Source organism: Nostoc sp. CHAB 5836 (genome assembly GCF_020829445.1).
Classification (GTDB): Bacteria; Cyanobacteriota; Cyanobacteriia; order Cyanobacteriales; family Nostocaceae; genus Nostoc.
Window position 1 is genome coordinate 1 of record NZ_JAIVFV010000225.1, and the last position, 9441, is coordinate 9441.

The 9441-nt window shown below is 41.2% G+C and carries 7 protein-coding genes; 2 read left to right on the top strand and 5 right to left on the bottom strand.

Translation table 11 applies throughout. The features are described from left to right. Positions 1–155 precede the first annotated feature (155 nt). Positions 156–593 (bottom strand): hypothetical protein, encoded by a 438-nt coding sequence (locus LC605_RS28660; RefSeq protein WP_229550838.1) that lies wholly within the window; start codon positions 591–593, stop codon positions 156–158. 178 nt (positions 594–771) lie between these two features. Further along, a complete protein-coding gene (locus LC605_RS28665; protein ID WP_229550839.1) occupies positions 772–2538 on the bottom strand; it encodes a hypothetical protein in 1767 nt (588 codons plus the stop codon). 869 nt (positions 2539–3407) lie between these two features. Between LC605_RS28665 and LC605_RS28670 the strand changes: the two genes are divergently transcribed. Next, a complete protein-coding gene (locus LC605_RS28670) occupies positions 3408–4634 on the top strand; it encodes a succinate--CoA ligase subunit beta (protein WP_229550840.1) in 1227 nt (408 codons plus the stop codon). Positions 4635–5048: 414 nt separating this feature from the next. Further along, positions 5049–5930: a CoA-binding protein gene (locus LC605_RS28675; protein WP_229550841.1), complete on the top strand. Its 882-nt coding sequence runs from the start codon at positions 5049–5051 to the stop codon at positions 5928–5930. Positions 5931–6211: 281 nt separating this feature from the next. On the opposite strand, the gene LC605_RS28680 is transcribed toward LC605_RS28675, so the two are convergent. The 3 genes from LC605_RS28680 to LC605_RS28690 all read right to left on the bottom strand — a co-directional run. Then, positions 6212–6907, bottom strand: coding sequence for an NYN domain-containing protein (locus tag LC605_RS28680; RefSeq protein WP_229550842.1), 696 nt, complete (start codon positions 6905–6907; stop codon positions 6212–6214). A gap of 387 nt (positions 6908–7294) precedes the next feature. Continuing rightward, complete coding sequence (locus LC605_RS28685) at positions 7295–8374, bottom strand: fatty acid desaturase (RefSeq protein ID WP_229550843.1); 1080 nt, start codon at positions 8372–8374, stop codon at positions 7295–7297. A gap of 217 nt (positions 8375–8591) precedes the next feature. Continuing rightward, the coding region (locus LC605_RS28690) for a fatty acid desaturase (RefSeq protein WP_229550844.1) at positions 8592–9441 on the bottom strand (850 nt) is incomplete at its 5' end.

The following is a 9441-nucleotide window of genomic DNA, read 5'->3' on the forward strand; positions in this document are numbered from 1 at the left end:
AGCTTTTTGGCAAAAACTTTTTCCATGTCACTGATTATCGGTGAAATCGAAAAAGTAGAACTACCGTAGCACAGAGGTTTCAGCGTCAAGTTGAGCGTTGGCAAAAAATGGATAAAGTCGAGCTAAGAGACGCGATTAATCGCGTCTCTTATTGCTCAGGCTTTAGTGTAATTATCAATTACCTTAGCTAAGTCTGGCACTGCTTCTTCTACGTGCTTTTTGGCGGAACCGCGAAATTTTTCATAGGTTCCTCGCACGATTTGGCGCTTTGTTTTCTGAACTCTCGCATCGGTGACACCTAGTAGCGCATCTGCGGTATCAGAGCGATTCGCATTCAGGTGTTCAATTGGGTTGCCTTTTTCTACACCTTCATTCCAGATGGGATCAATTGCCGTGAAGCATTGCGGTAAAATCTGCTCAACGACGTAGGGGATGTAACCAGGCTTGACCCCCTTCAGGGCGGCGAAGGCAGTTTTCAAAGCGATACCGCTCATACCTGACTTGGATGCAAGCTGTCCTTCTATCATCTTGCAACAATCCTCTATGATCATAGCCTTTTTGGTTGGGTTCAAAAGTCCATCGCTAAGTCCCATTTCACTCTTCCTTATCTAAGTACTTAATTTTTATTCGGCTAATTTTTGTAACAAGCAGGAAATTATAGAAAATGGTATCAGAGTTAGAGGATGTTATGGATATATCATAGGCTGCGATCGCAACAGATTTATCTGTCCACAATCAAGCCAATCCAAAATCCAAAATGGTATAACTTTTCTACCCGCCTAAAGTCCGCGTATAAATTACCTGACCTTTGGAATCATAGAGGAAAAGGGACAAGTTAGCATTGTCACTAATTACAGCTAAGGCTTCCCGTAAGATTTGCAAGTGATTGGTAACGTCAACAGCAGTATTGGAGTTCTCAGAATCAGGATTAGCTAAATTATTTTGCCTTATTTGGTCATACTCAGGGGTTAGCCGGATAATAATTCCGGCATTGTCTATGCTAAATGTGCAAATCCGAATTCCATTAATACAGGTTTTATCCAAGTCGGTGCGGATTTGTTGCAAACTACTAACAACTTGTAGTTTCTCTTGTGCTTGTTTGAGCGCAGCTGAATAGGGTTCGATGAGAGACTGAGCTTGAGTGTAGTACAAGCTATCTTGAGAAACTTTTTTAGCCGTTTGCAAAGCCTGATCCCAGTATATAGCTGCTGCTTGCCATTGATTTTGTTGCTCAAATATTTTGGCTTGCTTGGCAGTGTTAAGGGTTTGTTGATAGGTTTTAACAGCTAATTGTTCTTTAGTAGCGCGATCGCCTGCGATGACTAACTTAGGTTTATAATCTCTCAACAGCTTTTGGGCTTCTTGGTATCCAGCGCTAGTCTGGGGAATGGTATTCAAGGCATTAACTACCACTAGCCAAGTAGACTGCACCTTTTGCCAGTCATTCAAGGATTTAGCAGTAGCTTGCCGATTCTCGGCTGCATTGGCTACAGCCTTCGCTGTTGTTAGTTTTTTCAGCCATTTTTCTTCAGTAAATATCTGTTGATTTATCGCGTGCAAACGGATACGATAATTAAGTAATTTCCCTTGCACCAGCCCATAAAGTTCACTACTGGAACTTATAGTTTCTAGTGGCGCTATAGCCTGTCGCCATAAGTGTTGGCTAGTTTGTAATTCTTCTAGGCTATGTGCAGGAGTTTGCATTTTTTCTGTTGCCAAAGATGCCATCTGCAAAGCCTTGACCACCTGGTTAATTTTTTCTGACCTTCCAGACAAACTTACTTTTAGTTCTTCTGACATCTGGTAACGCGGCGACCAACTAGGAATTACATTCAAAGCTGCGCTGGCTGCTGCGAGTTGCTGTTGTACAGCGACTAATTCTTTTTCAGACTTGGCGCTGCCCATCAGTTGCACAGATTTTGTTTTTAATTGCTCGGCATTTTGTATTTCTTTACACTCAGACATCACACAAGGGCGAGTCAAGAAGTAAGCACCACTGCCTAAAACTACAATTGCCACCAAGGCTGCACCCAGTAGAATAGGCTTGATTTGGAATGCTGGCTTTGAAGCCGACAAATTAGGCGTTGAAGCAAACGGGTCAAACGGTTCTTCCTCCTCAGTTTCATCAATTGATGGAAAACACGTCAGAGATGATGAAGGCAATATTGCTTCCCCATCCCCCTCATCCCCCTCATCCCCCTCATCCCCCCCATCTCCCCCATCCCCCCATCCCCCCGTCTGCTTCAACGCCAAGAAACATTTAGCATAAGGGAGTCGTTCACCAAAAACTCTCAGGAAACATTGTACCCGTTGCTCTTTGTGGGGTGCTAAAGACTGAAGTACTTCCTCAATGATTGCAAAAATTAGTTGAGCCTCAACTATTACATCTGATGCGTGTTGTGTTAGAATCATTAGCCCGTCTTTATTGACGGCACACTTCACCTCGAAGACTTCAGCCGTTGAGACTTCTACAAGCAATTGTTCCTGCAAAGTTTTGGCTAAAAGCTGTAAATCTTCCTGCTGGACTGCTACTTTCATAGAGCTTTCGCGCTGAACTTCTATATTGTTTTGATTATTTTTAATGGGATGAAATGAGCTTTCTCGGTTTGTCGAATGCAAATGCACAGTTTAACCAGCCACAGCCTGAAAATCTGAACGACCAACTTTCTAACACAAATTCTGACTTTTGAGCAAAATTTAAAAAAGTAGTTATTGTTCGCGCCGCTACATTTTCACAGCGCTAGATACAAAATTAAATAATCTGTCTTCAGGTATAAATTTAAAATAAAAAATGGGAACAATAGAGAAGACATCTGGTAGAAATTAAATATGCCTTGCCCATAACCCTTGTAGAGACGTAGCACTGCTACGTCTCTACATTCTTTTTCACTCCTATGTCTAGATCTTAACCATTTACACTCGATTCTTTGCTGGCAATTAAATTTACAGGAACTACTCAGTAAGTGGTAAAGAATAAACTAAACTATATTATGCAGTGTAAAATTAGTTAAATTGTCTCTGATAAAGGACTTCAGCCCTGACTAAAAACCTTTAATTATTCATGCCTACTTACTTAGCTGGAAAACTTTAATTACAGAGCAGTTGTTACCAAATGATCCCACGGTTAAGAAAACTATGCTATGTGAGAGGGTTTTGACAGAAATGCTAGTTATCTTCTATGCTGGGAAACTTACTGAGGAGATTAATTACGTGTTGTGGCTCTGGCAAATACAGGTTGGCTATGGAAATTAATGTGCCTCATTTGCTGAATTCGATAAAATTGCTCCGTGAAAAATATATTTTTATAGATACCAAAAGCTTAATTCTGGAATAAAGGTGCTGCAAAATATTAAGACAGTAATCAGCAAAGGCTTGGAAAGCGTCAATAGTTAATATAAGGTGTATCAATGGATTTATTAGAGTACCAAGTTAAAGAATGGTTTGGGAAGATAGGTATTCCAGTATTACCTTCCCAACGAATTGACCATCCTACAGATTTGAAACGTTTAAAAATTCGCTTCCCAATTGTACTGAAATCTCAAGTACACGGAGCGGAACGGGCAAAAGCAGGTGGAGTCAGGTTTGCGGAGACGACTATTGATGCGATCGCAGCTGCTCAGAATATCTTTAGTTTACCAATATGGGGCGAATTGCCGGAAGTTGTGCTGGCAGAATCCCAATACGACGCCAACCAGGAATTTTATCTAGCGGTGGTTTTAGATACTGCTGTCTGCCGACCGGTACTTTTAGGTTGCAAAGAAGCAGACATCGATTGGGAATTGGCTGGCGAAAAAATGCACTATGTCGTTGTGGAACAGGAATTTTCGCCATTTTATGCCCGACGATTGGCTTTGAAAATGGGTTTGCAGGGGACGCTGATGCAATCGGTAAGCAGTGTTGTCCAGAAAATGTACCAGTTATTTGTGCAAAAAGACCTGGATTTAGTCGAAATCAATCCCTTAGCAGTCAGCGCTACTGGTCAAGTGATGGCTCTTAATGGTAAAGTCAGGGTCAATGAACGGGCGATCAAGCGTCATCCCGATCTTGCTGAGATGGCAGCAAAAATTATCAATCGTCATACCAGTACTGAAATCAACGGTATTTTGGGCGACTGGGATGGTGTAGAAATGCATGGTAAAATCGGTATTTTAGGTAATGGTACTGGTTCAGTAATGGCAACTTTGGATTTAGTCGCTAATGCTGGTGGCAACCCAGGTGTTTGTTTGAATCTACGTCATACTTTCCTTACAGATACTAAACCAACTACCTTCCGCGATCGCCTAGAGACAGGTCTGAAAATCCTGGGGGCTGACAAAAGCGTTCAAGTAATACTAATTAACTTTCTGGGTAGCATTCCTCAAACTGAGGAAGTAGCTGAAGTTATAGCCAAATTTGTACAGCAAGACAACAGCGAACTTCAATCACAGGTTGTGCGTTCTAATGGTAATAAAAGTCGGCGAGAACCGAATTTTTCGCCCTTGGTTGTCCGTCTTGCTGGTTCTGAATTTAATGCTGCTAGAAAATATTTAGCAACACTAAAAACCCACAGCGATGCGCTACTCGTGGTAGAAAATTTAGATGAGGCAGTGGCAACAGCAGTTCGTCTTGCTAAACCAACCGTTAATAAGAAGTAGTAAACTACCCACAACCAATTGCGAAGAGCAATATGGTGGGGGCTTTTAACAGTGAACAGTGAACAGTTATCAGTGATCTATTTATCCCGCAAGTTTTTGCCTACGCCGTACAGGTGTCAGGCGTTGGTGGCGCAACTTTTACCCCCACCATACGCCGCCAGGACTGATAACTGATAACTGTTTTAAATCCCAGAGTTTACCCGACTAAGTGTTGAATCACTACGATTTTTCGTAAAAATTGAATCAATACGACACTGGAAATACGTTGGCGCGAAAAAAACTAAGTATGTTACTGAACGTAAATAAGCTTAAAACCCTTACTAATGCTCAACGACAAATGACAAATGACCAATGACCAATGACAAATGACCAATGACCAATGACAAATGACCAATGACCAATCGGTAATTTTTTATGAACTTAACGCCAGAGAGTAAAGTCTTAATTCAAGGCTTTTGTGAATTTATATCAGGTACTTATGTTGGTCAAATGAAAGCTTATGGCACCAATTTGGTAGCTGGTGTCAATCCTGGATGTGGCGGACAGGAACTGCATGGACTGCCAGTATTTGACTTAGTAGAGGAGGTAATAGAACAATTTGGGGCAATTGACACGACGATTATCTGTGTAGACCCTTACGACGTGCTAGATGCGGCATTAGAAGCGATCGCATCTCAGATTCGCCAGATTATTATTATCACTGCTGGCGTGCCACCTTTGGATATGGTGCAATTACTCCGCAAAGCCGAAGCCTGTGAAACTTTGGTAATCGGGCCAAATAGTCCGGGGATCATTGTGCCCGGAAAAATTCTCTTAGGTACTCAACCTAGCGAATTTTATACCCCTGGAACCGTGGGGATCGTCAGTCGTAGCAGCACCCTCACCTACGAAATCGCCTACGAATTAACAAAAGCAGGTTTGGGGCAGTCGATTAGTGTCAGTATTGGTAGTGATGCGATCGTCGGTTCCTCCTTTCTGCAATGGCTGCAAATTCTGGATGAGGATGAAACTACACAGGCGATCGTTTTAGTCGGTCAACCTGGTGGTGGTAGTGAAGAAGCAGCAGCCCGGTACGTTACTGAGGCAATTGATAAACCAGTAATTGCCTACATTGCAGGCCGACTTGCACCACGAGGAAAAAGTTGGCGACAAACCGGGACTTTAGCAACGGTTATCGGACGCGATCCTAATTTTGGCACAGTCCAAAGTAAATTAGCTGCATTAAAAGCAGCGCAAGTTCCAGTAGCGGAACGCCCTTCTCAGATTCCAGAATTATTGAGGAAGGAAATTAAATAATTCGTAATTCGTAATTAGGGATTTCCAATTAACAATTCAAAATTCCAAATTAAATAGGACTTACGCAATAACCCTCTGAAACTCTTATTCCTTCGTGTCCTTTGCGCCCTTTGCGGTTCGTTTTTTCATTATTTTGCGTAAGTCCTATTAAAGATATTTCAGACGAAGAGAAGTGCCTTGCGCGGGTTAAGAGCGTTGTGGCAACTTCGGGGGATCGAATTCTATGCAGCTTCATAAAAAATTGGTATCAGTAGAGATTTCGATAGATTTGAAATAGGCTTTTAAAGGTTTGAATTTGATGGCGTTCGATAACTATAGCCAAGATTAGAATCTTTTTGAATGTGTACTTTAATACTATCAAGGTCAATAAAGCAGTCAGCAACATCAATCAAGCTTTCGCTAGTCGTCGTTTGTAAACTGACCACTTCCACCCGAACCCCCATCCTACTGACAGCGTTCACAGCATAGGCTAAATCTCCATCTCCACTGACTAAAACCGCAGTATCATAGTAAGGAGCTAAAGTTATCATGTCTACAGCAATTTCTACGTTCAAATTTGATTTTTTGAAATTTTCTGCTGCCAGAACTAACTCTTTTGCCACTACACGATAGCCATTACGACGCATCCACAATAGAAAACCCTGTTGCTTTTCATTGCTGATATCAACCCCCGTATAGAAGAAAGCACGCAACAATCTTGAACCGTTGGTTAAATGACAGAGCAATTTTACGTAGTCAATTTCTATACCCAATTGTAAAGCTGTATGGAATAAACTTAAGCCATCAATAAAAATAGCAACTCGACCACGATTTAAACTATTAAAAATCGAAATATCAGGTGCAGAATCTCGCATCTTGGCATCTTTGCCTTTGACAGCAGTATCGCTCAAATTTTGTCCTTGCCAATGTGGTTTAGCTTTGAGTACTTTAGATTCTTTAAATTCATTTCTTTTTTTGCTAAAATTAGTTAGAATCATTTATACCTCTAAATTTTAAAGTTGTTGGAGAAAGTTTTGGGTAAATTGTTTATAGTATAGTCTGTAGTGATTTATTTTATAACCCTAGTAGGTAATGATCTTCAGTGAGTGTATACAGATAAACTTCACTGGTGCTAAACAGGATTCAAAGTAGACAGTCCAAAGATTTTTCACTCTGAGCAGGATTGGTTTAACGAGATATCGCCTCTGTCCACAGATATGTTAATCTTTACCCGCCCAGACATCAAGAGGGGGTTAGGGGATGAGGGCTATCAAGGTTTTTGCACATTTGGGATGCTCCCTTATGAAGAACTTGCTTACCCATCAATTTCAACTTGGGAGATGTCTAGATTCCCGACTTCTTCTAACAAGTCGGGAATCTGAGTCTTAGCCTTTAGCTAACTTATTGTTGGATGTGTAGTAAACCTTACCACCAGTATCAGGTACAAAATGGCAAATGACACATGAATCCCATAATGACTTCCAAATTGGTTCTTCCGATTTGTGGAAATACTCACCCATCACTGGTTTTATTGCCTCAGTTGCTTTCAGCAAATTGTAGTGAGGGATGTTAAGGAATATATGGTGAGCAACATGAGTACCGATATCGTGATGAATATGATTAACTAAACCATAATCACGGTCAATACTAGAAATTGCGCCTTTCAAGAAAGTCCAATCTTCTCCACGATACCACGGAAGCTCTGGCTCAGTGTGGTGCAAGAATGTCACCAAATCTAGCCAAACTATGAATACAAGGTAAGGTACAGCGTAATATTTCAGCAACCACATCCAACCCCATTGGGATGTGAGAAAACCAAGCAAACCTACCATGCCAATCAAAAGTACAGTACTAGTGATGACATCCCATTTCTCGGATGGTTTGAAAAGCGAACTGCTGGGCAAAAAGTGGGAACCTTCCTTATTAGGAGAACGCTTAAACAGATAGACAGGATAAGCCAATAGAAAAACATAATATCTGCCTATCTTTTGGGCTAAAGGCATCTCCTTATATTGTGATTCTGTGACAGGATACCAGCTTTCATCGTTATCGATATTGCCAGTGTTTTTGTGATGAGTTCTATGGCTGATTCGCCAACCATGATAAGGAACAAGTATTGGTGTGTGAGAAAGATGTCCAATCAAATCATTGAGCCATTTGTGCTTAGAAAAAGATTGGTGTCCGCAGTCATGTCCTACTACAAACAAAGCCCAAAACATTGTTCCTTGCATTAGCCAGAAAATCGGAAAGAAAAGCCAAGAATCCAGGTAATAAGCGACTGCATAAAGCAGACCGATAATCAGGATGTCACGAAAGAAGTAAAAAAGTGATTTTGTCACATTTGGTTGAAAGCATTCAGCAGGGATTGCAGCTTTTAAATCTTGAAGAGTAAAAGGCAATTTAGCTGCATCCTCAGACGTTTCATGGTCAGGAGGATTATTGAACGTAATGATATTTGATTGCACTGGATTCTTTGGTTGGATATAAATCGGAACTTTATTTGAGACGAGATAATCTCCCCTCTAGGATGCCCACGATCCTAGCGATCGCTAACAAAAAAGACAATGATTTTGGCAATTTACCTAACAATTTTAGTCATTAAAAAATTGCCAGATTCTATTTAAACACAGCATGAACAACGCTCTCGTTGATTCAAGAGCGCGAGTATAATCACAGCGCTATTTATTGCTCTGTATAATGTTCGTCGAAAGTCTTATAGCCAACATCAGTTGTGTATAGTTGACACTGGTCTGTAATCTGCTTCATTAAAGACCAAGAAAACTTACACTCATTATGCAAATAAGGCTCCCAATTTTCTTTGATGCTGCTGTAAGCTAGCCGCAAATTATAAGAAGGAATCGCAGTGGAAATATGATGAGGGACATGAACATTGATATCATGGCATAAGACTTCTACCCAACGCGGATAATCGCAATGAATAGTTCCAGATAGCTGTGCTAGAGCTTCTTTCCACTTGTTCGCTGTTGCAAAAGGAACATCTGCGGCAGTATGGTGAACAATGGTAAAAGTACTCATCCAAAAATGGTAAATCATCCAAGGCACTAGCCAAAACTTGACAAATCCCCAGATACCAGTTGTGGCGACCAGAACCGGGAAAGCGATCGCAGCAAACACCACTACTACAGCCACAGAAAGCTTGATACTCGATTGGTCTTTAGTTTTGAAGTTCCGCCAATCAAAATGCACCACAGCCCAATGTCCAATGGAACCTACCCACCAGAAGCGTTTACGCATGAACAGCTTAAAAGCAGACTGCCGGGTTTTATCCCAATTTTCAAACACTTCTGGTCTAATTGGATGCCAAGCGTTATCCTCATCCAACTTGTTGGTATGAGTATGGTGATAATTATGCTTAATGCGCCAACTGTGAAAGGGGTAAATCAACGGCATCATGAAGAAGTGCCCGACCAAATCATTTACCCAACGACGTTTGGCAAAAGACCTATGACCACAATCGTGGCCAATTACAAAAAAACCTGTTAAAGCAGTACCTGTAAAAATCCAAGCTAGG